Source organism: Streptomyces sp. NBC_00539 (genome assembly GCF_036346105.1).
Lineage (GTDB): Bacteria > Actinomycetota > Actinomycetes > Streptomycetales > Streptomycetaceae > Streptomyces.
Genome location: NZ_CP107811.1, coordinates 4,482,577 through 4,509,261, shown reverse-complemented (window position 1 = coordinate 4,509,261; position 26,685 = coordinate 4,482,577). Strand labels below are relative to the sequence as shown.

The 26,685-nt window shown below is 71.6% G+C and carries 23 protein-coding genes and 1 tRNA gene; 20 read left to right on the top strand and 4 right to left on the bottom strand.

What is annotated here, in order from left to right:
• The first annotated feature begins 16 nt into the window (after window positions 1-16).
• The 9 genes from OG861_RS20260 to OG861_RS20220 all read left to right on the top strand — a co-directional run bounded on the left by OG861_RS20260 (window position 17) and on the right by OG861_RS20220 (window position 11,682).
• On the top strand, window positions 17-2,128 hold the full coding sequence (locus OG861_RS20260) for an acetyl/propionyl/methylcrotonyl-CoA carboxylase subunit alpha (protein WP_329195397.1): 2,112 nt from the start codon (window positions 17-19) through the stop codon (window positions 2,126-2,128).
• Window positions 2,129-2,139: 11 nt separating this feature from the next.
• Window positions 2,140-3,057, top strand: a complete 918-nt coding sequence (locus tag OG861_RS20255; protein WP_329202199.1) for a hydroxymethylglutaryl-CoA lyase — start codon at window positions 2,140-2,142, stop codon at window positions 3,055-3,057.
• Window positions 3,058-3,064: 7 nt separating this feature from the next.
• Complete coding sequence (locus OG861_RS20250; protein ID WP_329195399.1) at window positions 3,065-4,225, top strand: acyl-CoA dehydrogenase family protein; 1,161 nt, start codon at window positions 3,065-3,067, stop codon at window positions 4,223-4,225.
• Between the two features lie 148 nt (window positions 4,226-4,373).
• Window positions 4,374-5,414, top strand: coding sequence for an ABC transporter substrate-binding protein (locus tag OG861_RS20245; RefSeq protein ID WP_329195401.1), 1,041 nt, complete (start codon window positions 4,374-4,376; stop codon window positions 5,412-5,414).
• A gap of 49 nt (window positions 5,415-5,463) precedes the next feature.
• Complete coding sequence (locus tag OG861_RS20240) at window positions 5,464-6,396, top strand: siderophore-interacting protein (RefSeq protein WP_329195402.1); 933 nt, start codon at window positions 5,464-5,466, stop codon at window positions 6,394-6,396.
• A 157-nt stretch (window positions 6,397-6,553) separates the two neighbouring features.
• Window positions 6,554-8,044 carry a pyridoxal phosphate-dependent decarboxylase family protein gene (locus OG861_RS20235; RefSeq protein ID WP_329195404.1) on the top strand — a complete coding sequence of 497 codons (1,491 nt, stop codon included), beginning with the start codon at window positions 6,554-6,556 and terminating at the stop codon, window positions 8,042-8,044.
• The gene (locus OG861_RS20230; protein ID WP_329195406.1) at window positions 8,028-9,329 is read left to right on the top strand and encodes a lysine N(6)-hydroxylase/L-ornithine N(5)-oxygenase family protein; all 1,302 of its coding nucleotides are present in this window, start codon (window positions 8,028-8,030) and stop codon (window positions 9,327-9,329) included. The genes OG861_RS20235 and OG861_RS20230 overlap by 17 nt, the downstream gene beginning before the upstream one ends.
• Entirely contained in the window at window positions 9,326-9,904 is a 579-nt protein-coding gene (locus OG861_RS20225) for a GNAT family N-acetyltransferase (RefSeq protein ID WP_330261830.1), read from the top strand. Before OG861_RS20230 ends, OG861_RS20225 begins: the two co-directional genes overlap by 4 nt.
• A complete protein-coding gene (locus OG861_RS20220; protein WP_329195410.1) occupies window positions 9,901-11,682 on the top strand; it encodes an IucA/IucC family protein in 1,782 nt (593 codons plus the stop codon). Before OG861_RS20225 ends, OG861_RS20220 begins: the two co-directional genes overlap by 4 nt.
• Before the next feature lie 73 nt (window positions 11,683-11,755).
• Here OG861_RS20220 and OG861_RS20215 read toward each other — a convergent pair whose 3' ends face one another.
• A complete protein-coding gene (locus tag OG861_RS20215; RefSeq protein ID WP_329195412.1) occupies window positions 11,756-13,351 on the bottom strand; it encodes a beta-N-acetylhexosaminidase in 1,596 nt (531 codons plus the stop codon).
• Window positions 13,352-13,403: 52 nt separating this feature from the next.
• Here OG861_RS20215 and OG861_RS20210 point away from each other — a divergent pair, with 52 nt between their 5' ends.
• The 3 genes from OG861_RS20210 to glmS all read left to right on the top strand — a co-directional run bounded on the left by OG861_RS20210 (window position 13,404) and on the right by glmS (window position 16,581).
• Window positions 13,404-14,303, top strand: coding sequence for a DUF4429 domain-containing protein (locus OG861_RS20210; RefSeq protein ID WP_330261829.1), 900 nt, complete (start codon window positions 13,404-13,406; stop codon window positions 14,301-14,303).
• Between the two features lie 106 nt (window positions 14,304-14,409).
• The gene (locus tag OG861_RS20205) at window positions 14,410-14,685 is read left to right on the top strand and encodes a hypothetical protein (protein WP_136214344.1); all 276 of its coding nucleotides are present in this window, start codon (window positions 14,410-14,412) and stop codon (window positions 14,683-14,685) included.
• A 78-nt stretch (window positions 14,686-14,763) separates the two neighbouring features.
• On the top strand, window positions 14,764-16,581 hold the full coding sequence (gene glmS, locus OG861_RS20200) for a glutamine--fructose-6-phosphate transaminase (isomerizing) (RefSeq protein WP_329195416.1): 1,818 nt from the start codon (window positions 14,764-14,766) through the stop codon (window positions 16,579-16,581).
• A 66-nt stretch (window positions 16,582-16,647) separates the two neighbouring features.
• Here the strand turns inward: glmS and OG861_RS20195 are convergent, their stop codons facing one another.
• A complete protein-coding gene (locus OG861_RS20195; RefSeq protein ID WP_329195417.1) occupies window positions 16,648-17,217 on the bottom strand; it encodes an acetate uptake transporter in 570 nt (189 codons plus the stop codon).
• A gap of 99 nt (window positions 17,218-17,316) precedes the next feature.
• On the bottom strand, window positions 17,317-17,847 hold the full coding sequence (locus OG861_RS20190) for a universal stress protein (protein ID WP_329195419.1): 531 nt from the start codon (window positions 17,845-17,847) through the stop codon (window positions 17,317-17,319).
• A 320-nt stretch (window positions 17,848-18,167) separates the two neighbouring features.
• On the opposite strand from OG861_RS20190, the gene OG861_RS20185 reads away from it, so the two are divergent.
• From OG861_RS20185 to OG861_RS20170, 4 genes are all read left to right on the top strand, one after another.
• A complete protein-coding gene (locus OG861_RS20185; RefSeq protein ID WP_329195421.1) occupies window positions 18,168-18,593 on the top strand; it encodes a hypothetical protein in 426 nt (141 codons plus the stop codon).
• Window positions 18,594-18,969: 376 nt separating this feature from the next.
• On the top strand, window positions 18,970-20,136 hold the full coding sequence (locus OG861_RS20180; RefSeq protein WP_136214349.1) for a helix-turn-helix domain-containing protein: 1,167 nt from the start codon (window positions 18,970-18,972) through the stop codon (window positions 20,134-20,136).
• 91 nt (window positions 20,137-20,227) lie between these two features.
• A complete protein-coding gene (gene orn, locus OG861_RS20175) occupies window positions 20,228-20,830 on the top strand; it encodes an oligoribonuclease (RefSeq protein WP_329195424.1) in 603 nt (200 codons plus the stop codon).
• A gap of 108 nt (window positions 20,831-20,938) precedes the next feature.
• A tRNA-His gene (locus OG861_RS20170) sits at window positions 20,939-21,011 on the top strand.
• 57 nt (window positions 21,012-21,068) lie between these two features.
• Here the strand turns inward: OG861_RS20170 and OG861_RS20165 are convergent.
• Window positions 21,069-22,094, bottom strand: a complete 1,026-nt coding sequence (locus tag OG861_RS20165; protein ID WP_329195426.1) for a LacI family DNA-binding transcriptional regulator — start codon at window positions 22,092-22,094, stop codon at window positions 21,069-21,071.
• Window positions 22,095-22,207: 113 nt separating this feature from the next.
• Between OG861_RS20165 and OG861_RS20160 the strand changes: the two genes are divergently transcribed.
• Genes OG861_RS20160 through OG861_RS20145 form a run of 4 tightly spaced genes read left to right on the top strand, consistent with a single transcriptional unit; the run spans window position 22,208 to window position 26,676 of the window.
• A complete protein-coding gene (locus tag OG861_RS20160; RefSeq protein ID WP_329195427.1) occupies window positions 22,208-23,539 on the top strand; it encodes an ABC transporter substrate-binding protein in 1,332 nt (443 codons plus the stop codon).
• A 28-nt stretch (window positions 23,540-23,567) separates the two neighbouring features.
• Window positions 23,568-24,521, top strand: a complete 954-nt coding sequence (locus OG861_RS20155) for a carbohydrate ABC transporter permease (RefSeq protein ID WP_329202201.1) — start codon at window positions 23,568-23,570, stop codon at window positions 24,519-24,521.
• The gene (locus OG861_RS20150) at window positions 24,452-25,342 is read left to right on the top strand and encodes a carbohydrate ABC transporter permease (RefSeq protein ID WP_443056513.1); all 891 of its coding nucleotides are present in this window, start codon (window positions 24,452-24,454) and stop codon (window positions 25,340-25,342) included. Before OG861_RS20155 ends, OG861_RS20150 begins: the two co-directional genes overlap by 70 nt.
• Window positions 25,343-25,347: 5 nt before the next feature.
• Window positions 25,348-26,676, top strand: coding sequence for a GH1 family beta-glucosidase (locus OG861_RS20145; protein ID WP_329195431.1), 1,329 nt, complete (start codon window positions 25,348-25,350; stop codon window positions 26,674-26,676).
• Window positions 26,677-26,685: the final 9 nt, after the last annotated feature.

The window sequence follows — 26,685 nt, the reverse complement described above, 5'->3', positions numbered from 1 at the left end:
CGTGAGGACCTCACTGATGTTCAGCACTGTTCTGGTCGCCAACCGGGGTGAGATCGCGGTACGGGTCATCCGCACGCTGCGGCAGCTCGGGATCCGCTCCGTGGCCGTCTTCAGCGACGCGGACGCGGACGCGCGGCACGTCCGGGAGGCCGACACGGCCGTCCGGATCGGCCCGGCGGCGGCCGCCGAAAGCTACCTGTCGGTGGAGCGGCTGCTCGACGCGGCCCGCCGCACCGGCGCCGAGGCGGTCCACCCGGGGTACGGCTTCCTCGCGGAGAACGCGGGGTTCGCGGCGGCCTGCGAGGAGGCGGGCCTCGCGTTCATCGGGCCGCCCGCGAGCGCGATCTCGCTGATGGGCGACAAGATCCGGGCGAAGGAGACGGTGAAGGCGGCCGGCGTCCCGGTCGTCCCCGGCTCCTCCGGGAGCGGCCTGAGCGACGCCGAACTGGTCTCCGCCGCCGAGAAGATCGGCATGCCGGTGCTGCTCAAGCCCTCGGCGGGCGGCGGCGGCAAGGGCATGCGCCTGGTGCGGGACGCGGACCTGCTCGGCGAGGAGATCGCGGCGGCCCGCCGCGAGGCCCGGTCCTCCTTCGGCGACGACACGCTGCTCGTGGAGCGGTGGGTGGACCGGCCGCGGCACATCGAGATCCAGGTGCTGGCGGACGCGCACGGCAACGTGGTGCACCTGGGCGAGCGCGAGTGCTCGCTCCAGCGGCGCCACCAGAAAGTCATCGAGGAGGCCCCCTCGGTGCTGCTGACGCCGCAGCTGCGGGCGTCGATGGGGGCGGCGGCGGTGGAGGCGGCCCGCTCCTGCGGGTACGTCGGCGCGGGCACGGTGGAGTTCATCGTGCCGGGCGGGGACCCGTCCTCGTACTACTTCATGGAGATGAACACCCGGCTCCAGGTGGAGCACCCGGTGACGGAGCTGATCACCGGGCTGGACCTGGTGGAGCAGCAGTTGCGGGTGGCCGCCGGCGAGCCGCTCGGCTTCGGCCAGGCCGATGTCACCCTGACGGGCCACGCGATCGAGGCCCGCGTCTGCGCGGAGGACCCGGCGCGCGGGTTCCTGCCGTCGGGGGGCACGGTGCTGGCGCTGTCGGAGCCGTCCGGTGGTGCGGTGCGCACGGACTCCGGGCTGCTGGCCGGGGTGGACACGGGCTCCACGTACGACCCGATGCTGTCGAAGGTCATCGTCCACGGCCCCGACCGGGCGACGGCCCTGCGCATGCTGCGGGGCGCCCTCGCGGACACCGTGATCCTCGGCGTCCAGACCAACGCCGGCTTCCTGCGGAGGCTGCTGGCCCATCCGGACGTGGTGTCGGGCGACCTCGACACCGGCCTTGTCGAGCGGGATCTCGCGTCCCTCCTCCCGGATTCGGTGCCGTCCGAGGTGTACGCGGCGGCCGCGCTGCTGGACGTCCCCCGCCCCGCCCCTTCCCGAAACCCTGCCGGGGGCCCGGGTGACCCGGGTTGGGTGGACCCCTTCGGGGCGGCCGACGGCTGGCGCCTCGGCGGAACCCCGGCATGGACGGTCCGCCACTTCCGCCTCCCGGGTCAGGACCCGGTCGAGGTCCGTACCCGGCAGCGGGGCACGGAGCAGGAGATCCTGCTCGCCGGCCAGGACGCCGCGGCCGCCGACGGCGCCGCGCCGGACGCGGCCCCGGCTGCGTCCGGGGCGCGGAGTCCGGGGCAGGGCCCCGGGACGCCGGCCCGCGGCCGCGTCATCAGCCGCGATCACGACCGCCTCACCATCGAACTGGACGGCGTCACGCACCGGTTCAGCCACACCGCCTCTGCGGAAGGGGTCTGGCTCGGCCGGGACGGCGACTCCTGGCACGTCCAGGCGTACGACCCCGTCACGGCGAAGGGCGCGGCCGCCGCAGGGGCCGACGCCCTGGCCGCTCCCATGCCCGGCACCGTCACCGTCGTCAAGGTCGCCGTCGGCGACCACGTCACCGCCGGTCAGAGCCTGCTCGTCGTCGAGGCGATGAAGATGGAGCACGTCATCTCCGCCCCCCACTCCGGCACGGTCACCGAGCTGGACGTCTCCCCCGGCACGACGGTCGCCATGGACCAGGTCCTGGCCGTCGTCACCCCGGACGAGGAAGAGAAGGAGGAGACGTCGTGAACGGACTGCCCATGACCGTCCCGGTTCCCGAGCTGCCGGCCCGCGTCCGCATCCACGAGGTCGGCGCCCGTGACGGGCTGCAGAACGAGCAGACGGCCGTCCCGACCGCCGTCAAGGCCGAGTTCGTCCGCCGCCTGGCCGCTGCCGGGCTGACCACCATCGAGGCCACCAGCTTCGTCCACCCCAAGTGGGTGCCCCAGCTGGCCGACGCGGAGGAGCTGTTCCCCCTCCTCACCGACGTCGACGCGGCCCTGCCCGTCCTCGTCCCCAACGAGCGCGGTCTCGACCGGGCGCTGGCCCTGGGCGCCACCCGCATCGCCGTCTTCGGTTCGGCCACCGAGACCTTCGCCGCCCGCAACCTCAACCGCACCGTCGCCGAGTCCCTCGCCATGTTCGAGCCCGTCGTGGCCCGCGCCAAGGAACACCGGGCCCACGTACGCGGCTACCTGTCCATGTGCTTCGGCGACCCCTGGGAGGGAGCGGTCCCGCTCCCCCAGGTCGTCCGCACCGCCAAGGCGCTGCTCGACCTCGGCTGCGACGAGCTCAGCCTCGGCGACACCATCGGCGTCGCCACCCCGGGCCACGTCCGGGCGCTGCTGTCCGCGCTGAACGCGGAAGGCGTCGCCACCGAGCGGATCGGCGTGCACTTCCACGACACCTACGGCCAGGCCCTCTCCAACACCCTCGCGGCGCTCCAGCACGGCGTGACCACGGTCGACGCCTCCGCGGGCGGCCTCGGCGGCTGTCCGTACGCGAAGAGCGCCACCGGCAACCTCGCCACCGAGGACCTGGTGTGGATGCTCGACGGTCTCGGCATCGAGACCGGGGTCGATCTGGCCGCCCTCACCGCCACGAGCGTGTGGATGGCCGAGCAGTTGGGCCGGCCCAGCCCCTCCCGTACCGTCCGCGCCCTCTCCCACAAGGAGTAACGAAGACATGTCCCTCGACCACCGGCTCACCCCCGAGCACGAGGAACTCCGCCGCACCGTCGAGGAGTTCGCCCACGACGTCATCGCGCCCAAGATCGGCGACCTGTACGAGCGGCACGAGTTCCCGTACGAGATCGTCCGCGAGATGGGCCGGATGGGCCTGTTCGGCCTGCCCTTCCCCGAGGAGTACGGCGGCATGGGCGGTGACTACCTCGCCCTCGGCATCGCCCTGGAGGAGCTGGCCCGCGTCGACTCCTCGGTCGCCATCACCCTGGAGGCCGGGGTCTCCCTCGGCGCCATGCCGATCTACCTCTTCGGCACCGAGGAGCAGAAGCGGGAGTGGCTGCCGCGGATGTGCTCCGGTGAGATCCTCGGCGCCTTCGGCCTGACGGAGCCGGGCGCGGGCTCGGACGCGGGCGGCAGCCGCACCACCGCCGTGAGGGACGGCGACGAGTGGGTGATCAACGGCTCGAAGTGCTTCATCACCAACTCCGGTACGGACATCACCGGTCTGGTCACGGTCACCGCCGTCACCGGGCGCAAGGCGGACGGCCGCCCGGAGATCTCCTCGATCATCGTCCCGTCCGGCACCCCGGGCTTCACGGTCGCGGCGCCGTACTCGAAGGTCGGCTGGAACTCCTCGGACACCCGTGAGCTTGCCTTCGACAACGTACGGGTGCCGCTCGCCAACCTGGTGGGCGAGGAGGGCCGCGGCTACGCCCAGTTCCTGCGCATCCTGGACGAGGGGCGCGTGGCCATCTCGGCGCTCGCCACCGGCCTCGCGCAGGGCTGTGTGGACGAGTCGGTGAAGTACGCGAAGGAGCGGCAGGCCTTCGGCCGGCCGATCGGGGACAACCAGGCCATCCAGTTCAAGCTGGCCGACATGGAGATGCGTGCCCACATGGCCCGCGTCGGCTGGCGGGACGCGGCCTCGCGGCTGGTGGCGGGCGAGCCGTTCAAGAAGGAGGCGGCGATCGCGAAGCTGTACTCCTCCACCGTCGCCGTCGACAACGCCCGGGAGGCCACCCAGATCCACGGCGGCTACGGGTTCATGAACGAGTATCCGGTCGCACGGATGTGGCGTGACTCCAAGATCCTGGAGATCGGCGAGGGCACGAGCGAGGTGCAGCGCATGCTCATCGCGCGCGAACTGGGCTTCGGGGGCTGAGAGTCGGTCCGTCCGCGTAGGCGTGCAGGTGAGGGGCCCCGACGGAAGTTAGGGCCCCCTTACCTTTCCAAGCGAGGTTAGGCTAACCTTCCTTCGAACGGCCCCAGCGGTCGCCCGGCACGCTCCACGCACGAAAGCGGACATCGACATGCCCAAGTCCCGGACCTCCCCCTTCACCCGCCGCGGCCTCATCGCCGCAGGCGGCGCCCTCGGCCTCGTCGCGGCGCTCTCCGCCTGCGGCGGCGCCGACAAGGCCAAGGACGGGGCGGGCGAATCGGACAAGGGCGCCGCGGCCTCCGGGGCCTGGAGCTTCAAGGACGACCTGGGCAAGGACGTCACCGCCAAGTCGACGCCGAAGAACATCGTCGCCTTCACCGGCACCGCGGCCGCGCTGTCCGACTACGGCGTCAAGGTGAAGGGCGTGTTCGGCCCCACCAAGACCGCCGACGGCAAGCCCGACGTCCAGGCCGGCACGATGGACATCTCCAAGGTCGAGATCCTGGGCAACGTCTACGACGAGTTCAACGTCGAGAAGTACGCGGCCCTGCGGCCCGACCTGCTCGTCACCAACACCTGGGACGGCACGTACTGGTACGTCCCCGAGGCCTCCAAGGAAAAGATCCTCAAGCTGGCCCCGGCGGCCGCGATCTCGGTGGGCGGGGACGCCACCCTCGACAAGTCGCTGGAGCGCACGGCCGACCTCGCCAAGTCGCTGGGCGCCGACCTGAACTCCAAGGCCGCCGTCGACGCGAAGGCCCGCTTCGAAGCGGCCTCCGCCAAGGTCCGCGAGGCCACGAAGGCCAACCCGGGCATCAAGGTGCTCGTCGGTTCCGGCGCCGCCGACCTGTTCTACGTCTCCACCCCGAAGACCTCCGCCGACCTGAAGTACTTCGAGTCCCTCGGCGTCGAGTTCGTCGTCCCCGAGAAGCTGGACCAGGGTGGCTTCTTCGAGAGCCTGAGCTGGGAGAACGCCGGCAAGTACAAGGCCGACGTCGTCCTGCTCGACAACCGCACCGGCACCCTCCAGCCCGAGGAGCTCAAGGCCAAGCCGACCTGGGCCGAGCTGCCCGCCGTCAAGGCCGGCCAGGTCACCCCGCGCGTGACCGAGCCGATCTACTCGTACGACAAGTGCGCCAAGATCCTTGAAGACCTCGCGAAGGCGATCCAGAGCGCCAAGAAGGTCAGCTGACCACGCTCGGTTCCGGCGCCGTCGACCAACTCCCTGGGGGACCCACCGCATGACCGCCACCACCTCCGCCGCCGAAGGAACGGACAGCGGCCCGGACACCGCCGGGGCCGTCGCGGACTTCCGCTTCTTCGCGCTCGAAGTGCTCCGCACGCGCCGCCTCGGCCACTCGTTCCTGCGGGTCACCTTCGGCGGTGAGTCGCTCGCCGGCTTCCGCTCGGGCGGCTACGACCAGAGCCTCTCGCTCTTCCTGCCGCCCCCGCACCGGGAGCACACCGTGCTCCCGTCCACCGACGAGGACACCTGGTTCGGCGCCTGGCGCGCCATGCCGGAGGGCGAGCGCCCGGTGATGCGTTCGTACACCGTGCGCGAGCAGCGGCGTACCCCACAGGGCGTGGACGAGATCGACATCGACTTCGTCCTCCACGGGGACACGAGCCCCGCCTCCGCGTGGGCCGGGCGGGCGGTCACCGGCCGCCGGATCCTCGCGATCGGGCCGGCCGTCGCCCGGAACAAGTCCGTGCGGTTCCAGCCCCCGGCGGACAGCGACCTCATCCTGATGTACGCGGACGAGACCGCCCTGCCCGCGGCGGCCGCGATCTTGGACCGGCTCCCCCCGGGCAGCCGCGTCAAGGCCTGGTTCGAGGTCCCGCACGAGGACGACCGCCTCACCCTGCCCACCCTCGCGGACGCGGACATCACCTGGGTGGTGCGGGGCGCGGGCGCCGGCCGGGCGCGGACCGAGCACCTGCTGGAGGTCGTCCGGGCGGACGGAGCGCCCGCCTGCGAGGCCCCGTACGGCTGGATCGCCGGGGAGTCCGCGACGATCCGCGCCGTACGCCGCCTCCTGGTACAGGAGCGCGGGGTCGACCGGCGGCGGGTGCGTTTCACCGGCTACTGGCGGCTCGGCGTGAGCGAGGAGGAGCTCCTCGCGGAGGCTTATTCGGGCCGGGCTCCCAGCGAGGACCCCGCCGCGGATCTGTAAGCCCCAACTCCCCTTGCACCGACCCCCGTTCAGAGGGCCCCGGCCGTTTCGGCCGGGGCCCTCTCTGTTGGGCAAAATGGTTAGGTTAGGCTAACCTAAGCAAGCATTTCGGAGCACCACCGTCCACCCCCACTGCCCCCTGTCCGGAGGAAAGTTGATGCGTTCGCATCTGCTCAATGAGACGACCGCGGACCTCTACCGGCGTTCCGTGACCGAAGGCGTCGACCGTGTCGCCGCCAAACTGGCCACCACGGAACGGCCCCACACCGGTATTTCCGTCGACGCACTCGCCCCGGTCATCAACGGGATCGACCTCGACAAGCCCCTCGAAGACCCCGCCGCCGCCCTCGACGAGCTCGAAGAGGTCTACCTGCGGGACGCGGTGTACTTCCACCACCCCCGCTACCTCGGGCACCTCAACTGCCCCGTCGTCATCCCCGCCGTGCTCGGCGAGGCGATCCTCTCCGCCGTCAACTCCTCGATGGACACCTGGGACCAGTCGATCGGCGGCACCCTCATCGAGCGCCGCCTGATCGACTGGACCGCCGGCCGCATCGGCCTGGGCCCGCGCGCCGACGGCGTGTTCACCTCCGGCGGCAGCCAGTCCAACTTCCACGCCCTGCTACTGGCCCGGGACGAGGCCTGCCGCATCGCCCTCCAGCGGGCCCGTGCCGAGGGCCGGGAACTCACCAAGGCCGAACTCCTGCCGCGACTGCGCATCCTGGCCTCCGAGGCGAGCCACTTCAGCGTCCGCAAGTCCGCCGCCATGCTGGGCATGGGCTACGAGGCCGTGATCTCCGTCCCCGTCGACCTGGGCCGCCGTATGGACACCTCCGCGCTGGCCCTGGAACTGGAGAGCTGCGCCCGCGAGGGCCTCGTGCCGATGGCCGTCGTCGCCACCGCCGGCACCACCGACTTCGGGTCCATCGACCCGCTCCCCGAGATCGCCCGCCTCGCCGCCGAGCACTCCACGTGGATGCACGTGGACGCCGCGTACGGCTGCGGACTGCTGGTCTCCCCCACCCGCCGGCACCTCCTCGACGGCATCGAGCACGCCGACTCGGTCACCGTCGACTACCACAAGTCCTTCTTCCAGCCCGTCAGTTCCAGCGCCGTCCTGGTCCGCGAACGCGACACCCTCCGGCACGCCACGTACCACGCGGACTACCTCAACCCGCGGCGCATGGCCGAGGAGCGGATCCCGAACCAGGTCGACAAGTCCCTCCAGACGACGCGCCGCTTCGACGCCCTCAAGCTCTGGATGACCCTGCGCGTGATGGGCGCCGACGGCATCGGCTCGCTCTTCGACGAGGTCATCGACCTGGCGGCGGCAGGCTGGGAACTCCTCGACGCCGACCCCCGCTTCGAGGTCGTCGTACGCCCCACGATCTCCACCCTCGTCTTCCGCTACGTCCCCGCGGGCGACCTGCGGCCGGACCTGGTCGACGAGGCCAACCTCCACGCCCGCAAGGCCCTGTTCGCCTCCGGCGAGGCCGTCGTCGCCGGCACCAAGGTCGACGGCAGGCAGTACCTCAAGTTCACCCTCCTCAACCCGCAGACCACGGCGTCCGACATCTCGGCCGTCCTCGACCTCCTCGCCGTACACGCCGAGCAGTACCTGGGAGCATCCCTTGCCGTCCACTCGTGAACCCCGTGACTTCATCGGTATCGGCCTCGGTCCCTTCAACCTGGGACTCGCCTGCCTGACCGCACCGATCGACGGGCTCGACGGGCTCTTCATCGAGTCGAAGCCGCACTTCGAGTGGCACGCCGGGATGTTCCTGGACGGCGCGCACCTGCAGACGCCGTTCATGTCGGACCTCGTCACCCTCGCCGACCCGACCTCGCCCTTCTCCTTTCTGAACTACCTCAAGGACAAGGACCGGCTGTACTCCTTCTACATCCGGGAGAACTTCTACCCGCTGCGCGCCGAGTACAACGACTACTGCCGCTGGGCCGCGGACCGCCTCGACAACGTCCTGTACTCGACCTCCGTCACCGAGGTCACCTACGACGAACGGGCCGGGCTGTACGAGGTCCACACCGACCGCGGGGAGACCCACCTCGCCCGCCGCCTGGTCCTGGGCACCGGCACCCCGCCGTTCGTGCCGTCCGCCTGCGAGGGCCTGGGCGGCGACTTCACCCACAACAGCGCCTACATGGACCGCAAGGCGCAGCTCCAGCAGAAGAAGTCGATCACCCTGGTCGGCTCCGGGCAGAGCGCCGCCGAGATCTACTACGACCTCCTCAGCGAGATCGACGTACACGGCTACCGGCTCAACTGGGTCACCCGCTCCCCCCGCTTCTTCCCGCTGGAGTACACGAAGCTGACGCTGGAGATGACGTCCCCCGAGTACGTGGACTACTTCCACGCGCTGCCCGAGGAGACCCGCTACCGGCTGGAGTCGCAGCAGAAGAACCTGTTCAAGGGCATCGACGGCGAGCTGATCAACGCCATCTTCGACCTGCTCTACCAGAAGAAGATCAGCAGCCCCGGCCCGGTACCGACCACCCTGCTGACCAACACCTCGCTGAACTCGGCCGCGTACGACACCACGACGGGCACGTACACCCTCGGCCTGCGCCAGGAGGAGCAGGAACGTGACTTCTCCCTCGCCACCGAGGGCCTGGTCCTCGCCACCGGCTACCGCTACACCCTGCCGGAGTTCCTGGCACCCGTACGCGACCGGCTGCGCTTCGACGGCCACGGCCGGCCCGACGCGGCCCGCAACTACAGCATCGACGTGACGGGCCGCGGGATCTTCCTGCAGAACGGCACCGTCCACAACCACTCCGTCACCTCCCCCGACTTGGGCATGGCCGCGTACCGCAACGCGTACATCATCGGAGAGCTCCTCGGCCGCGAGCACTACAAGGTCGAGAAGTCCATCGCGTTCCAGCAGTTCACGGCCCCGGAAGGCACCCTCGTATGAGCACCACCGAACTCCTGTTCACCCGGACCGATCCGGCCCTCGGCGACTTCGCCCTGCGCCCCCTGGACCCCTTCTCCGACGCGGAGCTGCTGCACGGCTGGGTCACGCACCCCAAAGCGGCCTTCTGGATGATGGGCGGCGCCTCCTTGCCGGACGTGGAGCGCGAGTACATGCGGATCGCCGCCGCCGAGCACCACGAGGCCTTCATCGGCCTCCACGACGGCCGCCCCGCGTTCCTGATGGAGAAGTACGACCCGAGCCGGCTGGAGCTGGTCGGCCTGTACGACGCCCGGCCGGGCGACGTCGGCATGCACTTCCTGGTGGCCCCCAGCGACACTCCCGTCCACGGCTTCACCCGCGCGGTCATCACCACCGTCATGGCGGCCCTCTTCGCGGACCCCGCCACCCGGCGCGTGGTGGTCGAGCCGGACGTCCGCAACACCGCCGTGCACGCCCTCAACGCGGCCGTCGGCTTCACGGCGCAGGGCCCCGTGCGCAAGCCGGAGAAGGAAGCGCTGCTGAGCTTCTGCACCCGCGAGCAGTTCGAAGCGGCCACCCGGGAGGGATCCATATGAGCCTCGCCGACGCCGTCTCCCACCTCTCCCCCGAGCTGTGGGCGCGGGCCAACCGCGCCCTGGTGCGCAAGGCCCTCGCGGAGTTCTCGCACGAGCGCCTGCTGACCCCCGAGCCGATCGGCGACGAGCGGTACGCGGTCTCCAGCGACGACGGCACCGTGGAGTACCGGTTCCGCGCCGCCCTGTACGCGCTGGACCACTGGGCGGTGGACGAGTCCTCGATCACCCGCCACCGGGACGGGGCCGAGCTCCCCCTCGACGCCCTGGACTTCCACATCGAGCTGCGCGAGACGCTCGGCCTGAGCGCGGAGGTCCTGCCGGTGTACCTGGAGGAGATCTCCTCCACCCTGGCGGGTTCCGGGTTCAAGTACACGAAGCCGCAGGTCTCCTCCTCCGTCCTGGCCAAGTCCTCCTTCCAGGACATCGAGACCGGCATGACCGAGGGCCATCCCTGCTTCGTGGCGAACAACGGCCGCCTCGGTTTCGGCGTGCACGAGTACCTCGCGTACGCCCCGGAGGCGGCGAGCCCGGTCCACCTGGTGTGGGTGGCGACCCACAAGGACGTCTCCACCTTCACGGCGGGCGCGGGCCTGGACCACGACTCGTTCATGCGCGAGGAGCTGGGCGAGGAGACCGTCGCGGCCTTCGCCGCCCGCCTCGTCTCGCTGGGCCTCGACCCGGCGGACTACCACCTCTTCCCCGTCCACCCCTGGCAGTGGTGGAACAAGACGACGGTCACCTTCGCGGCGGAGATCGCGAACCGCCGTCTCGTCCTGCTGGGCGAGGGCTCGGACGACTACCTGGCGCAGCAGTCCATCCGTACGTTCTTCAACGCCAGCGCCCCCGGGAAGCACTACGTGAAGACCGCCATCTCGGTGCTCAACATGGGCTTCATGCGGGGCCTGTCGGCGGCGTACATGGAAGCCACCCCGGCGATCAACGACTGGCTCCACCAGCTGATCGTGTCCGACGCCGTCCTGCGGTCGGTGGACTTCTCGATCATCCGCGAGCGGGCGGCGATCGGCTACCACCACCGCCAGTACGAGCGCGCGACGGACCGGTACTCGCCGTACCGCAAGATGCTGGCGGCCCTGTGGCGCGAATCGCCGGTCGCCTCGCTGCGGGAGGGCGAGCGCCTCGCCACGATGGCGTCCCTCCTCCACGTCGACTCCGAGGGCAAGTCCTTCGTGGGCGCCCTGATCGAGGAGTCGAAGCTGCCGGCCGAGGAGTGGCTGGCCTCGTACCTGCGCGCCTACCTGGTCCCGCTCCTGCACTGCTTCTACGCCTACGACCTGGCGTACATGCCGCACGGCGAGAACACGATCCTCGTCATCGAGGGCGGTGCGGTGAGGCGGGCGATCTTCAAGGACATCGCCGAGGAGATCGTGGTCATGGACCCGGACGCGGTCCTGCCGCCGGCGGTCGAGCGGATCCGGGCGGACGTCCCGGAGGACATGAAGCTCCTGTCGGTCTTCACGGACGTCTTCGACTGCTTCTTCCGCTTCCTGGCCCCGATCCTGGCGGCGGAGGGCATCTGCGAGGAGGAGACCTTCTGGCGGGCGGTGGCCGACTGCGCCCACGCCTACCAGGAGTCGATGCCGGAGCTGGCGGACCGCTTCGCCCGCTACGACCTGTTCGCGCCGGAGTTCCAGCTGTCCTGCCTCAACCGGCTCCAGCTGCGCGACAACCAGCAGATGGTCGACCTCACCGACCCGTCTGCGGCCCTCCAGCTGATCGGCACCCTCAAGAACCCCGTCGCCCCCTTCGCGCGACGGTGAACCGGGGCGGGCGGGTGTCGACACGGTCCCTCGACACCCGTCCGGCCCGGAGTTCGGGCCGGCGGGCGGGCCGCTACGGCCAGGGAACCTCCGCCGCCCGGTAGTAGGTGATGTCCTGCGCGTCCAGGCGCGGGCCCTGCGCCCCGAGGCGGCGGCTGTAGCCCGCCCAGTTCCGCGCCCCCGCCGGGGACCAGCCCAGCTCCGCCAGGCCCAGCATCCGCGGGAAGGCCATGAACTCCCAGTCGGCGCGGGTCGCGATGGTCTCCGTCCACAGCGGCGCCTCGACCCCCAGGACGGCCGACTCCGCGACCCCCGGGAGGAAGGCCCCCGGGTCCCAGTCGTAGGACCGCTTGACCGGGACGTAGCCCGCCCACGCCAGGCCGGGCTTCGTCGTGGTGTCGTACTTCATGTCCAGGTACAGCCGGTCCGCGGGCGACAGGATCAACGGGTGGCCCGCCTGCACCACCTGCGCGAGGTGCTCCTTCTCCTTCGCCGGGGTCCCCCCGTGGCCCCAGTACTGGAGCACCGCCCCCGGCGCCGGCCGGGCCGCCGCCAGCTGGTGCCAGGCCACCACCGTCTTGCCGTGGCGGCCCACCACCTCCTGCGCCCGGTCCATGAACGCCGCGTACTCCGCCGCCGGGGTGGAGTGCGCCTCGTCGCCGCCGATGTGGAGGTAGCGGCCGGGAGTCAGCTCGGCGAGTTCACCGAGCACGTCGTCGATGAACTCGTACGTCCGCTCCTTGCCGACGCACAGCGAGCTGAACCCGACCTTCGTCCCCGTGTACCGCTCCCGCGCCTTGCCGTCGCAGTTCAGTTCCGCGTACGAGGCCAGCGCCGCGTTCACGTGGCCCGGCATGTCGATCTCGGGCACCACGTCCACGTACCGCTCGCCCGCGTACGCCACCAGGTCCCGGTACTCGTCCTTCGTCCAGTGGCCGCCCGGCCCGCCGCCCACCTCCCCGGCGCCGCCGTACTGCGCGAGCCTGGGCCAGGACGCGGACTCCAGCCGCCAGCCCTGGTCGTCGGTGAGGTGGACGTGCAGGGTGTTCACCTTGTACTGGGCGAGCTGGTCCACGTACCGCTTGACCTGCTCGACCGTGAAGTAGTGCCGCGCGACGTCGATCATCGCGCCCCGGTACGCGAACCTCGGCGCGTCCGTGACCGTCCCGCCCGGCACCGTCCCCGCTCCGCGCACCGGCAGCAGCTGGCGCAGCGTCTGCCCCGCGTGGAACAGCCCGGCGGGGGTCCGGGCGGTGAGCGTGACCCCGTCCGCCCGGGTCTCCAGCCGGTAACCCTCGGCCCCCAGCCCGGGCGCCGCCGCGTCCAGGCGCAGCCGCACCCCGTCCCCGGTCGCCGCGTCGACCACCGGCAGCCGCAGCCCGCTCGATGCGCGCAGTTGCTCCGCCAGCAGCTCCCCGACCCGCCGGACCTCCTCGGACGGGCCGGAGGCACGGATCACCGTGCCCGCCCCGAAGCGGTACCCGGCGCCCGCCACCCGCACGGAGGCCGGCGCGGGCAGCAGCCGTTCGTACGGGGTCAGCGCGGCGGCGGGGCGGGCGGCCGGGCGGCCGTCGGCCGGCCCGGCGTCGACGCCGTGGGCGGCGGCGCAGGACAGGGCCGCGCCGCCGAGGACGAGGAGGGTACCGAGCGTGCGTCGCAGGACTCTCATGAGCCCAGGTATAGGCCACCGCGGCCGTCAACACCGGTGGCAGAATCGCAAGATGGCGGAAATCATCCAGAAGGACGGCACATGGACCTTCGACGGCGACGCGGTACGCATCGTGCCGGGCCGGGACAAGGACGTCGGCCCGCTGCGCCAGGCCCTCGGGGAACTTTCGGTACCGCTCCACGCGATCGTCGGCGTCTCCTTTGAGCCGGGCCGCAAGTCGGGCCGGCTGCGCCTTCGGCTACGGGACGGCGCCGACCCGCTGACGCAGGGCACGGGCGGCCGGCTGCCCGACGCCGCCGACCCGTACAAGCTGACCGTGGACGCGGCCAGGGCCGCGGTCGCGGAGTACTTCGTGGACGAGGTGCGCAACGCGCTGCTGCTCGACCAGGTCGATCCCGGCCCGGCCGACGCGTACCTGCTGCCCGGGCCGCCGGTGCCGGTCACGGCCGAGGCGGGCGACTCGACGGTGTCCTTCGACGGCGACGCGCTCACGCTGGACTGGAACTGGACGGCGGAGGACGCCAAGCACTCGGCCGGCCCGAGCCGGTTCCGCATGGCGGACGTACGGGCGGTGGACTGGGTCCCGGCGAAGGGCCTCTCGAATGGCTGGCTCCGGTTCACTCTGACGGGTGCGCAGGCGGCGCCCGCGCCCAAGTACGACCCGTACGCGGCGGAACTCTTCGGCTTCGGCAAGAAGGAGCTGCTGACCGCGCTGGTCGCGGCGGCCGTGACGGTACGCCTCCCCCACCCGTCCGCAGAACGCGCGACCCGGGCGCGGGAGGCCGGAACGCCCGAAGCCGGGGCGGGCCGGGCCGTCCCCGCCCCCGCCCCCGCCGCGGACCACGACGTGCTCCTGCGCCGGCTGCGCGAGCTCGGCGAGCTGCACAAGGAGGGCGTCCTCACCCCTGAGGAGTTCCTGACCGCAAAAGCCGCCATTTTGGGACATTTCTAAGCGAGTCCCACCGGAAGCAGACATTCCTTGGTCCAGACCAGCCCGATCCTGCCCGTTTTCGGGCAGGATCTTTGCGTTCCAGCCTGCGGGCCGTCAGTATCTACGGGTGCTCGACCGCCGCCCGTCGCATGACGACCTCGTCGACCACCTGGTGCGCAGTACCTCGCTGCAGCGAGGCGAAGCCGCCCGGGTGGTGCTCGACGTGCTCGCCTACTTCGACGAGACGACCGAGGCGTTCGTCCGCCGCCGCCACCGCGAACTGCAGTCCGGCGGCTCCGTCAACGCGGAGATCTTCGAACGCATCGCGGCCGAACTGCCGCACCGCGCCGTGGCGCCCCCGGAGCTCTCGCTCCGGCAGCTGCGCCGCATCGTCTACGGGTGAGCCCCGGCCCCGCGGGGCCGGGCGGCCGACGGCCGGACACGAGCACGATCCACCGAACCTCAGGAGGGGCAAGACCGTATGTGCGGAATTGTGGGATACATCGGCAAGCGTGACGTCGCACCGCTGCTGCTGGAGGGGCTCCAGCGCCTGGAGTACCGCGGTTACGACTCCGCGGGCATCGTCGTCAACAGCCCGAAGTCCTCGGCCCTCAAGGTCGTCAAGGCCAAGGGCCGGGTCCGCGAGCTCGAGTCCCGCGTGCCCAAGCGGTTCGCCGGCACCACCGGCATCGCCCACACCCGCTGGGCCACCCACGGCGCCCCGAGTGACATCAACTCCCACCCGCACCTCGACGCCGAGAACAAGGTCGCGGTCGTCCACAACGGCATCGTGGACAACGCCTCCGAGCTGCGCGCCAAGCTGGAGGCCGACGGCGTCGTCTTCGTCTCCGAGACCGACACCGAGGTGCTCGTCCACCTGATCGCCCGCTCGCAGGCCGACTCCCTGGAGGAGAAGGTCCGCGAGGCGCTCAAGGTCGTCGAGGGCACCTACGGCATCGCCGTCATGCACGCCGACTTCCCCGACCGCATCGTGGTCGCCCGCAACGGCTCCCCGGTCGTCCTCGGCATCGGCGAGAAGGAGATGTTCGTCGCCTCGGACGTCGCCGCGCTCGTCGCCCACACCCGCCAGATCGTCACCCTGGACGACGGCGAGATGGCCACCCTCAAGGCCGACGACTTCCGTACCTACACCACCTCCGGTACGACGACCACCGCCACGCCGGAGACCGTGGAGTGGGAGGCCGCCTCCTACGACATGGGCGGCCACGACACGTACATGCACAAGGAGATCTCCGAGCAGGCGGAGGCCGTCGACCGCGTGCTGCGCGGCCGCATCGACGACCGCTTCTCCACCGTCCACCTGGGCGGCCTGAACCTGGACCCGCGCGAGGCGCGCGGCATCCGCCGGGTCAAGATCCTGGGCTGCGGCACCTCGTACCACGCGGGCCTGATCGGTGCCGGCCTCATCGAGGGCATGGCGCGCATCCCCGCCGACGCCGAGCCTGCCTCCGAGTTCCGCTACCGCAACGCGGTCGTGGACCCGGACACCCTGTACATCGCGGTCTCCCAGTCGGGTGAGACCTACGACGTCCTCGCGGCCGTCCAGGAGCTCAAGCGCAAGGGCGCCCGCGTCCTCGGCGTGGTCAACGTGGTCGGCTCCGCCATCGCCCGCGAGGCCGACGGCGGCGTGTACGTGCACGCCGGTCCCGAGGTCTGCGTCGTGTCCACCAAGTGCTTCACCAACACGGTCGTGGCGTTCGCGCTGCTCGCCGTGCACCTGGGGCGGATCCGGGACCTGTCGGTGACCGACGGCAAGCGGATCATCGAGGGCCTGCGCAAGCTGCCCGCCCAGATCCAGGAGATCCTGGAGGGCGAGGAGGACATCAAGAAGCTGGCGGCCGAGTACGCCGAGGCCAAGTCGATGATGTTCATCGGCCGGGTGCGCGGCTACCCCGTTGCCCTGGAGGCCTCCCTCAAGCTCAAGGAGATCTCCTACATCCACGCCGAGGCCTACCCCGCCTCCGAGCTCAAGCACGGTCCGCTCGCGCTCATCGAGCCGGCGATGCCGACGGTCGCGATCGTCCCCGACGACGACCTGCTGGACAAGAACCGCGCGGCGCTGGAGGAGATCAAGGCCCGCAGCGGCCGGATCCTCGCGGTCGCCCACCGCGAGCAGGAGAAGGCCGACCACACGATCATCGTCCCCAAGAACGAGGACGAGCTGGACCCGATCCTGATGGGCATCCCGCTCCAGCTGCTGGCGTACCACACCGCCCTGGCCCTGGGCCGGGACATCGACAAGCCGCGCAACCTGGCGAAGTCGGTCACGGTCGAGTAGGCACGCACCGCACGGAACGGGCCCCGGGGGGACTTCCCCCGGGGCCCGTTCCCCTGTGCGCGTCCGTCACCCGGCCGCTACCGCGCCGCGCCGCGAGCCCCGGCCGACCGCCATCGGCCAGTGGGCCAGTGCGGCCGTCGCCCCGTACCAGGCCAGCAGTCCGCCGACCGCCGCCACCCAGCCGGCGACCTTGCCCAGTCCGCCGCTGCCCGCGAAGGCGCCCACCGCGAGGAGCACCAGGGAGAGGGTGAGCAGGCCGTAGACGCCCTGCCCGAACGGTCCGGCGGCCGCACCCAGCGTCAGGGTGAGGGCCAGGAGGGCGAAGAGGACCAGGAACAGGCCGGCCGCGTGCGCCGACACCTTGGCGTCGGCTCCGCCGGCCCAGGTGAACCAGAAGGCCCCGAGCCCCGCGAACGCGGTGCCGTTGAAGCCGTTGCCGCCGCGGAACTCCAGGAGTCCGAGGACGAAGAGGGCGAGACCGCCCACGTACATCGCGAGGGATACGGAGTCTGCCGCGCTCACGCCGCTGATGATGCCGGTGTGGCCGATACCGAATGCGAGAAGGGTGAGACCCAGGGCTATGTGCCCGAGGGTCGAAGTCGAGGCCGTGCTTCCCGCAGAGACACCATTGTCCACGGCGGGCTCCCTTCGATCTGCAGTTGTTTGCTGCGTCCCAGCAGCATTTATCTACCCCTTACAAAGGGGTTCACAACCGCACAACCGGCGAACGGAGTGTTACGGAATGACAACAACGGGTCGTTGTGCCCGTTTGGCCAGGCGTCCCGCCACCGAGCCGAAGATCCGGCCGACGATGCCGTGCGTGGAGCCGACCACGATGGCGTCCGCCGAGTACTCCCGGCCGACCTCCTCCAGTTCGTGGCAGATGTCGCCGCCCCGCTCGACCAGGATCCACGGCACCTCGGCCAGGTAGTCCGCGCAGGCGAGTTCCAGCCCGAGCACTTCCGTGCGGTGGTCCGGGACGTCCACGAAGACGGGCGGCTCGCAGCCCGCCCACACGGTGGTGGGCAGCCGGTTGGCCACATGGACGATGATCAGGCCGGATCCGGAGCGGCGGGCCATCCCGATGGCGTACGCGAGGGCGCGCTCGCTGGATGTGGAGCCGTCGAAGCCGACCACGACGCCGTGCCGGAAGGCAGGGTCGCAAGGGTGGCGCGTCTGTTCCACCGCGCGCAGGTCGGCCGACGCGGGGTCGGCGAGGCGCTTGCGCTTGCGGTCCGCGGGTTCGGAGTATTCGTGACCGGCCATGGGTGTCTCGGCGAAGGGTCCTCGGGGGAAGCGACGGGGGAGATTTCGGCGACGCACTGTGACGGAGCTCTGTCCGGGAAGCATCTTCCCAAGCCCTTACCCCCCAGGGTACGGCGACACCCTTGTCCTGCACAGGGCTTGCCGCCCTTGAGGAGCGTCCCAGGGAGCATGCCCGAGGGGCGGCGCGTTGGCAATGGCGACTGTCCCCTACAGCCAGTGACGAGAGCGCGGTGCGCCACCCGTGTGCGCAGTGACCGAGTCCCGCCGGCCGCCGTTGGACACGGGTCCGACCGTCCAGGAAGAGCCGCAGGGAGTACGCCGTGCCCGGCCATCGGGATCGCCCCGTCCAGCCCGCTCCGCCGACGCAGTCCGCCCGGTCCGCCGGACCGGGCCGCCGTTTCGTCCCCTCCACCGTTCACCCGTCCGTGCGCGCCGCGCGGCACTCGCACGACGACCCGGCGGGTGAAGTGGTGCGCTGGGCCGCGTTCAGCTGTCTGCTGGTCCCCGTGGTCCTCGTCGTCTACGGGACCTCCTTCGGCGGGGCCGCCGTCGCGACGCTCGGTCTGGCGGCCGTCACCGCCGCCTGCCGGGCGCTGCTGCGGCACTCGGAGAAGGCGGAGCGGGCCGCGGCCCGGATCCGCTCCGAGGAAGCGTTCCCGTCCGCCCACCGCGGGCGGCACTCGCGCAGCGGGGCCGGTTCACACCGCGGCTGCCACTCCCCCGGACCGCTGTCCCCGCACGACTGACCGGTTCGCACGTACACACCCGGCTGTTTTCGGCCAACTTCCCGGCAGGGTCCGTTCCTTGCCGGAATGTCCCCCCAACCCCCCTACCACCAGCGACGACGGAGCACCGGTGCGCCGTCGACCCCATGAGTACTGGCCATGGCCGGACCGAGCGCTTCCTGAACGGGTAGCGGAGTGGAACCCTTACTGATCGAATGCTTTTCGCCAAGTTGCCAAGTCGACATAGCGCTGCGTGCTGAACTTGTCACGCCGACACCACGGGACGCAGTAGATTCGATCATGTATTTACGGCGGGGGATCCACGTGCAAGGCCGAGGGGAAACGTGCAGGTGCGACCAGACCAAGGAGTCGCGACACCCAAGGGGGGCTTAGCGCCATGAGCCAGGATTCCACCGCAGTCGTCGCGGACGCGGGCCGGAAGCTCGCGGGGCGTCGCCGCAGGGAGATCGTCGCGGTGCTGCTGTTCAGCGGCGGACCGATCTTCGAGAGTTCCATTCCACTTTCCGTGTTCGGCATCGACCGGCAGGACGCGGGAGTTCCACGCTACCGACTACTCGTGTGCGCAGGTGAGGACGGTCCGCTGCGGACCACCGGCGGACTCGAACTGACCGCGCCGTACGGGCTGGAGGCGATCGCCCGGGCGGGCACGGTCGTCGTTCCGGCCTGGCGGTCCATCACTTCACCGCCGCCGCCCGAGGCGCTCGACGCACTGCGTCTGGCGCACGAGGAGGGGGCCCGGATCGTCGGACTGTGCACGGGGGCCTTCGTGCTCGCCGCCGCCGGTCTGCTCGACGGCCGGCCCGCGACGACGCACTGGATGTACGCGCCGACGCTGGCCAAGCGGTACCCGTCCGTCCACGTCGACCCGCGCGAGCTGTTCGTCGACGACGGCGACGTACTGACCTCCGCGGGCACCGCGGCCGGAATCGACCTGTGCCTGCACATCGTGCGCACGGACCACGGCAGCGAGGCGGCCGGGGCACTGGCCCGCCGGCTCGTCGTCCCGCCGCGCCGCACCGGCGGCCAGGAGCGCTACCTCGACCGGTCGCTGCCGGAGGAGATCGGCGCCGACCCGCTGGCCGAGGTCGTCGCCTGGGCGCTGGAGCACCTCCACGAGCAGTTCGACGTGGAGACCCTGGCCGCCCGCGCCTACATGAGCAGGCGCACCTTCGACCGCCGGTTCCGCTCGCTCACCGGCAGCGCGCCGCTGCAGTGGCTGATCACCCAGCGCGTGCTCCAGGCGCAGCGGCTGCTGGAGACCTCCGACTACTCGGTCGACGAGGTCGCCGGGCGCTGCGGGTTCCGTTCGCCCGTCGCGCTGCGCGGTCACTTCCGGCGCCAGCTGGGGTCCTCCCCGGCCGCCTACCGCTCCGCCTACCGGGCGCGCCGGCCGCAGGCCGACGTGCCGCACGTGGCCGAGCTCTCGGGTGGTCCGGTGCCGCACCAGCGCACTCCGCAGCGGGCGGCGGCGGCCCTGGCCGCGGCCGGTCCGACGGTCACCGAGCTGTACTCACCGGGCCGGGTCCTGCGCGAGCACGCGTAGCCCCTGCCACGGGCGTGTGACGAAGGTCCCCCACATCGGCGTCCCCGATGTGGGGGACCTTCGCGTCGCGGGACCCCCTAAGGTGGGGTTCATGAACGATCGCATGGTGTGGATCGACTGCGAGATGACCGGGCTCTCGTTGACGGACGACGCACTTATCGAGGTGGCCGCACTGGTCACCGACTCGGAGCTGAACGTGCTCGGCGAAGGCGTGGACATCGTGATCCGCCCGCCGGACGCGGCCCTGGAGACCATGCCCGACGTGGTGCGCCAGATGCACACCGCCTCCGGCCTGCTCGACGAGCTGCCCGGCGGAACCACCCTCGCGGACGCCGAGGCGCAGGTCCTGGCGTACGTACGGGAGCACGTGAAGGAGCCCGGCAAGGCCCCGCTGTGCGGGAACTCGGTCGGCACCGACCGCGGCTTCCTGCTGCGGGACATGGCCGCGCTGGAGTCGTACCTGCACTACCGGATCGTTGACGTGTCCTCGGTCAAGGAGCTGGCGCGCCGCTGGTACCCGCGGGCGTACTTCAACAGTCCGCCGAAGAACGGCAACCACCGGGCGCTCGCGGACATCAAGGAGTCCATCGCCGAGCTGCGCTACTACCGCGAGGCGGTGTTCGTCCCGCAGCCCGGGCCCGACTCGGACACGGCGCGCACCATCGCCGCGAAGTACGTCGTCGCCGACGAGTAGGAGCCGGCCGGGCGGCCGGGCGGAGGGAGCGCGGCGAAAGGGGGGAGCGAGCACCCTCCCGGACCCTGTACCCTTTTCTTCGGCCGGTCGCTCACACGACCGGACATGGTGGGTGTAGCTCAGTTGGTAGAGCACCTGGTTGTGGTCCAGGTGGCCGCGGGTTCAAGTCCCGTCACTCACCCTGTGGGAAGGCCCCGGTACGCGGAAGCGGCCGGGGCCTTCCGCATGTCCGGGCACCTCAGGAGGACTCCCGGACCACCAGCTCGGTCGGCAGCACGACGGCGGCGTCCGCCGGCCCGCCCGCGATCCGCTCCAGCAGCAGCCGCGCCATGGTCCTGCCCATCTCCTCGATCGGCTGGCGCACGCTGGTCAGCGGCGGGTCCATGTGCCGGGCCACCACCGAGTCGTCGAAACCCACCAGCGCCACGTCCTGCGGTATCCGGCGGCCCGCCGCGCGCAGCTCCAGGCGGGCGCCCGCCGCCATGACGTCCGAGGCGGCGAAGACGGCGTCCAGGGCGGGGCGCCGCTCCAGCAGCTCCCGCATGGCCCTGCGGCCGCCCTCCTCGGTGAAGTCGCCCGCCGCGATCAGCTGCTCGTCCACGGCGTGCCCGGCCGCGGCGAGGGCCTGCCGGTAGCCGTCGAGCCGGCACTGCGCCCCGTACACGTCCCGCGGCCCGGTGATGGTGGCCACCGACCGGCGGCCCCGTCCCAGCAGGTGGGCCACGGCCCCGGCGGCGCCCGCCAGGTTGTCGGAGTCCACGCAGGGCAGGGCCTCGTCGGCCGAGCGGCGCCCGCTGATCACGGTCGGGATGCCCAGCTCGGCCAAGAGCTCCGGCAGCGGGTCCCCGGCGTGCACGGAGACCAGCAGGACCCCGTCGACGCGGTGCCCGGACAGGTACTGGGCGAGGCGCCGGCGCTCCCGTTCCCCGCCGGCCAGGGTGAGCACCAGCTGGACGTCGGTCTCGGCGAGGGTGGCCCCGACGCCGCGCACCACGTCGGAGAAGTAGGGCTCGGCGAAGAAACGGGCCTCGGGTTCGGGGATGACGAGGGCGACGGCGTCCGTACGGTTGGCGGCCAGCGCCCGGGCGGCGCGGTTGGGTACGTACCCCAGTTCGGCGACGGCGGCCTCCACGACGGCCCTGGTGTGCTCGCTGACCTTGGAGGACCCGTTGATCACCCGGGAGACGGTGCCGCGTCCCACACCGGCACGGACCGCGACCTCCTCCAGGGTCGGCCGTCCCCCGCTGCGCCCTTGCCCGCTCATGGCTTCCTCCCGGCTGCGAATCTACCTCTTGACCGCCTCTTGACGGCGGTGGGAGCGCTCCCACACTGTGGCACACGACACCCGGCACGTCCCGTCCTTCCAGGAGGATCCCGATGCGAGCCCGATCCCGTCCCCACTCCCGCGCGCCCCTCGGGGCGCTCGCCGTCGCCGCCGCCGCGGCCCTGCTCCTCGCGGGCTGCTCCCAGGACCCCGCCGATCCCCCGGGCCAGGACGCCCCACGGGCGGGCGGGGCGACGACGACCCTGACCGTCGGGGTGTTCGGCGCGTTCGGGCTCAAGGAGGCCGGCCTGTACGACGAGTACATGGCGCAGAACCCGGGTGTGCGGATCGAGCAGACCTCCATCGAGCGCAACGAGAACTACTACCCGCAGCTGCTGACCCACCTGGGCACGGGCAGCGGCCTCGCCGACGTCCAGGCCGTCGAGGTCAACAACATCGCGGAGATCACCGCGACGCAGGCCGACAAGCTGGTCGACCTCGGCAAGGCGCCGGGCGTGGACAAGGCGGCGTACCTGCCGTGGAAGTGGGCGCAGGGCACCGCGAAGAACGGTGCGACCGTCGGGCTCGGCACCGACATCGGCCCGCAGGGCATCTGCTACCGCAAGGACCTCTTCGCGGCGGCCGGGCTGCCCACCGACCGGGCGGCGGTCGGCGCGCTCTGGGCGGGCGACTGGGACAAGTACCTGGAGACGGGCAAGGCCTACAAGGCGAAGGCGGGCGACGGCAAGGCGTTCGTGGACTCGGCGTCCGGCGTGATGGCGGCCGTCACCGCCGGCAGCGCCCAGCGGTTCTACGACGACCAGGGCAAGGTCGTCTACAAGACCAACCCGGCGGTGCGCGGGGCCTTCGACCTGGCGGCCCGGTTCGCCTCCGAGGGGCTGAGCGCCAAGCTCCAGCAGTTCACCCCGGCCTGGGACCAGGGCTTCTCCAACGGCAGCTTCGCCACCGTCTCCTGCCCGGCCTGGATGCTCGGCTACATCCAGGACAAGGCGGGTCCGGCGGGCAAGGACAAGTGGGACGTGGCCGCCGCCCCCAAGCCGAGCAACTGGGGCGGCTCGTTCCTGGTGGTGCCCAAGGCGGGCAGGCACGCCCAGGAGGCGGCGAAGCTGGCCGCCTGGCTGACGGCCCCCGCCCAGCAGGCGAAGCTGTTCGAAAAGCGCGGGAGTTTCCCGAGCGCGAGCGCCGCGTACAAGCTCCCCGCGGTGGCGGGCGCGCACCACCCCTACTTCGGCGACGCCCCGATCGGGGAGATCTTCGCCCGGGCGGCCGAGGGCGTCCCGGTGACGGTGGTCGGCCCGAAGGACCTGGTGATCGCACAGAACCTGGCGGACGTCGGGATGCTCCAGGTCGACCAGAAGGGCCGGTCGGCGCAGGAGGGCTGGGACGCCGCGGTGGCGGCGATCGACAACGCCCTGGACCAGTGAGGCGGCGGTGAGCGACGAGACCGTCCTCCTGTCGTCCGCGTCCTCCCCCGCCGCGGGGCGGGACGCGGGCGGCCGGGGCCAGGTGTGGCGCTCGCGCCGCTACCGGTGGGACCTGCGCCTGAGTCCGTACGCCTTCGTGGCGCCCTTCTTCCTCTTCTTCGCCGCCTTCGGGCTGTTCCCGCTGCTGTACACGGGGTGGGCGGCGCTGCACCAGGTGGAGCTGACCGACCCGGACGCCATGACGTGGGTGGGCCTGCGGAACTTCACCCGGCTGTGGGACGACGCGTTCTTCTGGAACGCGCTGCGCAACACCCTCACCATCGGGCTGCTCTCCACGGTGCCGCAGCTGCTGATCGCGCTGGGTCTGGCGCACCTGCTCAACTACCGGCTGCGGGGCTCGGCGTTCTTCCGGGTCGCGGTGCTGACCCCGTACGCGACCTCGGTGGCCGCCGCCACGCTCGTCTTCGTGCTGCTCTTCGGCCGGGACTACGGCATGGTCAACTGGGCTCTGTCCGCAGTCGGGTTCGGGCCGGTCGACTGGCAGAACGGCACCCTGGCCTCCCAGGTGGCGGTGTCCACGATCGTGGTGTGGCGGTGGACCGGCTACAACGCGCTGATCTACCTGGCGGCCATGCAGGCCGTCCCCGGGGACCTGTACGAGTCCGCCGCGCTGGACGGCGCCTCGCGGTGGCAGCAGTTCCGGCACGTGACGGTGCCCTCGCTACGCCCGACGATCTTCTTCACCTGTGTGGTGTCCACGATCGGCGCCACCCAGCTGTTCGGTGAACCGCTGCTGTTCAACGGCGGTTCGGGTGCCACGGGCGGATCGGACCACCAGTTCCAGACGCTGGGCCTGTACCTGTACGAGCAGGGCTGGGTGAACCTGCACCTGGGGCGGGCGTCGGCGATCGCGTGGGCGATGTTCCTGATGCTGCTGCTGGTCGCGGGCGTGGCCCGGCTGGTGCGGGGAGGCCCGCGGTGAAGGTCCTGCGCGCGGGCAAGCCCACGTACGTCGTCCTGGCGTTGTTCACCGCCGGTTCCCTCTTCCCCCTGGTGTGGACGGCGATCGCGGCCTCCCGCACCAACACCCGCCTCGCGCAGACCCCGCCGCCGTTCTGGTTCGGCGGGAACCTGGGCCGCAACCTGTCGATCGCCTGGACCGACGCCCACATGGGCACCGCCCTGCTGAACACGCTGGTGGTCGCGGGCACGGTCGCGGCGGGCACCGTCGTGCTGTCCACCCTGGCGGGCTTCGCGTTCGCGCGGCTGCGGTTCCGGGGCAGCCGGGGGCTGCTGGCGCTGGTGGTGTCGACGATGCTGATCCCGCCGCAGCTGAGCGTCGTACCGCTGTACATGCTGATCGCCGAGCTGTCGTGGACGGACCGGCTCCAGGCGGTGGTCCTGCCGGCGCTGGTGTCCGCCTTCGGGGTGTTCTTCATGCGGCAGTACCTGGCGCAGGCGCTGCCGGTGGAGCTGGTGGAGGCCGCGCGCACGGACGGGGCGAGTTCGCTGCGGATCGTGTGGCACGTGGTCTTCCCCGCCGCCCGCCCGGCGATGGCGGTACTGGGGATGCTGACGTTCGTGATGACCTGGAACGACTTCTTCTGGCCGGTCATCGCGCTGACGCAGAACGGCAGCCCCACGGTGCAGGTGGCCCTGACGGGACTGGGACGCGGCTACATACCCGACCAGTCCGTGATCATGGCGGGTGCGCTGCTGGGCACGCTCCCGCTGCTGCTGGTGTTCCTGGTCTTCGGCCGCCAGATCGTCGGCGGCATCATGCAGGGGGCGGTGAAGGGTTGAGCGCGATGGAGTTCCCCGAGGGGTTCTTGTGGGGCGCGGCCACGGCGGCGTTCCAGATCGAGGGCGGCGCCGAGCTGCGCGGCCCCTGCATCTGGGACACGTTCTGCCGCACACCGGGCAAGGTGCGCGGCGGTGACACCGGCGACGTGGCGACGGACCACCTGCGGCTGTGGCGCGAGGACGTGGCGCTGATGGCCGAACTGGGGCTCGGGGCCTACCGGTTCTCGGTGTCGTGGCCGCGGGTGCGCTCCGGCGGGATCGGTTTCTACGACGCGCTCGTGGACGAGCTGCTCTCGTACGGCATCCAGCCCTGCCCGACCCTCTACCACTGGGACCTGCCGCAGGAACTGGAGGACGCGGGCGGCTGGCCCGAGCGCGGGACCGCCTACGCCTTCGCCGCGTACGCCGAGCAGGTCGGGCGGGCGCTGGGGGACCGGGTCGGGCTGTGGACGACGCTCAACGAGCCCTGGTGCAGCGCCTTCCTGGGCTACGCCTCCGGGGTCCACGCGCCCGGCCGCACCTGTCCCGCCGACTCCCTGCGGGCCGCGCACCACCTGAACCTGGCCCACGGCCTGGCGGCGACCGTGCTGCCCTCCTCCGCGAGGGTCGGCATCGCGCTCAACCCGAGTGCGGTGAGGCCGCTGACCGGCTCGGCGGCCGACGCGGACGCGGCGCGCCGGATCGACGCCCTCGCGAACCGGATCTTCACCGGGCCGCTGCTGCACGGCGCCTACCCGCAGGACCTGCTGGAGGACACCGCCCCGGTGAGCGACTGGGCGTTCGTGCGGCCCGGCGACGAGGCGGTGATCCGGCAGCCGCTGGGCTTCCTCGGGGTCAACTACTACACCCCGGCGGTGGTCTCCGCGTCCGCCGCCCCGGGCGGCCCCCGCGCCGACGGCCACGGCTCCAGTGGCCACTCCCCCTGGCCGGGGGCGGATTCGGTCGCCTTCCACCAGCCGCCGGGCGAGCTGACCGACATGGACTGGTCCGTCGACCCGAGCGGCCTGCACGAGCTGCTGACCCGCTTCTCCCGCGAGGCACCGGGCCTGCCGCTGCTGGTCACCGAGAACGGCGCGGCCTACGCCCCCGACCTGCACGACCCCCAGCGCATCCGGTACGTGCGCGAGCACCTCGCGGCGGTCCACCGGGCCCTCGCGGACGGCGCCCCGGTCGAGGGCTACTTCCTGTGGTCCCTGATGGACAACTTCGAGTGGGCCTACGGGTACGGCAAGCGGTTCGGCATCGTCCACGTCGACTACGAGACCCAGGTCCGCACGCCGCGCTCCAGCGCCCGCTGGTACGCCGGTCTGGCCCGCAGCGGCCGGCTCGACTGAACAGCGCCG

Coding starts and splice junctions, on each gene's coding strand:
- OG861_RS20260 (WP_329195397.1), top strand. CDS start 17: ATGTTCAGCACTGTTCTGGTCGCCAACCGGGGTGAGATCGCGGTACGG.
- OG861_RS20255 (WP_329202199.1), top strand. CDS start 2,140: ATGACCGTCCCGGTTCCCGAGCTGCCGGCCCGCGTCCGCATCCACGAG.
- OG861_RS20250 (WP_329195399.1), top strand. CDS start 3,065: ATGTCCCTCGACCACCGGCTCACCCCCGAGCACGAGGAACTCCGCCGC.
- OG861_RS20245 (WP_329195401.1), top strand. CDS start 4,374: ATGCCCAAGTCCCGGACCTCCCCCTTCACCCGCCGCGGCCTCATCGCC.
- OG861_RS20240 (WP_329195402.1), top strand. CDS start 5,464: ATGACCGCCACCACCTCCGCCGCCGAAGGAACGGACAGCGGCCCGGAC.
- OG861_RS20235 (WP_329195404.1), top strand. CDS start 6,554: ATGCGTTCGCATCTGCTCAATGAGACGACCGCGGACCTCTACCGGCGT.
- OG861_RS20225 (WP_330261830.1), top strand. CDS start 9,326: ATGAGCACCACCGAACTCCTGTTCACCCGGACCGATCCGGCCCTCGGC.
- OG861_RS20220 (WP_329195410.1), top strand. CDS start 9,901: ATGAGCCTCGCCGACGCCGTCTCCCACCTCTCCCCCGAGCTGTGGGCG.
- OG861_RS20215 (WP_329195412.1), bottom strand. CDS start 13,351: ATGAGAGTCCTGCGACGCACGCTCGGTACCCTCCTCGTCCTCGGCGGC.
- OG861_RS20210 (WP_330261829.1), top strand. CDS start 13,404: ATGGCGGAAATCATCCAGAAGGACGGCACATGGACCTTCGACGGCGAC.
- glmS (WP_329195416.1), top strand. CDS start 14,764: ATGTGCGGAATTGTGGGATACATCGGCAAGCGTGACGTCGCACCGCTG.
- OG861_RS20190 (WP_329195419.1), bottom strand. CDS start 17,847: ATGGCCGGTCACGAATACTCCGAACCCGCGGACCGCAAGCGCAAGCGC.
- OG861_RS20180 (WP_136214349.1), top strand. CDS start 18,970: ATGAGCCAGGATTCCACCGCAGTCGTCGCGGACGCGGGCCGGAAGCTC.
- orn (WP_329195424.1), top strand. CDS start 20,228: ATGAACGATCGCATGGTGTGGATCGACTGCGAGATGACCGGGCTCTCG.
- OG861_RS20165 (WP_329195426.1), bottom strand. CDS start 22,094: ATGAGCGGGCAAGGGCGCAGCGGGGGACGGCCGACCCTGGAGGAGGTC.
- OG861_RS20160 (WP_329195427.1), top strand. CDS start 22,208: ATGCGAGCCCGATCCCGTCCCCACTCCCGCGCGCCCCTCGGGGCGCTC.
- OG861_RS20145 (WP_329195431.1), top strand. CDS start 25,348: ATGGAGTTCCCCGAGGGGTTCTTGTGGGGCGCGGCCACGGCGGCGTTC.